1 protein-coding gene is annotated in these 890 nt (G+C 53.3%); it reads right to left on the bottom strand.

What is annotated here, in order from left to right; all coding sequences use genetic code 11:
- Positions 1-890: Ig-like domain-containing protein (locus QMA12_RS22080; protein ID WP_290295324.1), on the bottom strand; the 890-nt coding region annotated here is incomplete at both ends.

Below are 890 nucleotides of genomic sequence, written 5' to 3'. Positions count from 1 at the left end.
ATATTACCTGTTAAGATCACCTGTGTTTCATTCCCTGCGCCATCACTGATCACAACCTCCGTCGTGTAATCCCCTTGCGCTAAGGCGTTGGGTACTTCCACTGACCAACTGCCGTCGCTTTGCACGCTCGCGGTGAGGGTTTGTTCAACGCCGTTTGCATCCGTGACGGTCACCGTCACTGTGCCACCAATTTCATTACTGGTGCCGCTGAATTCTGGGGTCACATCACGCCCATCCCCCACGCCATTGACAGTGAGGCTCGGTGCGTCTGTATCAATCACGCCTGTCACTGTCTCTGTGGTTTCGTTGCCCACGCCATCACGCACACTCACATCCACTGTAAACTCACCATCGGGTAAAGCAGTGTTTGGGCTCACCGCCCAGTTTCCGGTGTCATCCACAGTGGCGCTCAGCGTCTGCGTCGTGCCGTCTTTATCTGTCACGACCACAGTCACCGTCGCGCCTTCACCTGCATCGCTCGTGCCTGATACGGCCGGTGTGTTGTCATTGGTTAAAGTGTCCACACTCACGGTTAGAGTCGGTGGAGTACCATCAAAATCGGTTGAGTTAATGACCCGTGTATTCCCCGCTTCATCCGTTGCACTGGCGGTGATTGATACCAATGTTAATAATGGGATACTTAATCCTGCAAGTGACCAATTACCTGCCGCATCCGTTGTCGCTGTGTAACTTATCACCCCGCCACCCAGTAAGTTTTGAGTGACCGTGACCGTGCTGCCTGCAGGTAAATCAGAGGTACCCGATAATGTCACAACTTGACCTAACAAGAAGGTTGGCGTAAACGCAAGTGCCGGTGGAATAGTATCAACAACCCCACTATCACTGGCGGTGCCAGTATTCCCTGCGGCATCACTGAGACTGACACTGAC

The organism is Pseudoalteromonas sp. APC 3893 (assembly GCF_030408095.1).
In the GTDB taxonomy this organism is placed as follows: Bacteria; Pseudomonadota; Gammaproteobacteria; order Enterobacterales; family Alteromonadaceae; genus Pseudoalteromonas.
This window is presented reverse-complemented; position numbering and strand designations above follow the sequence as displayed.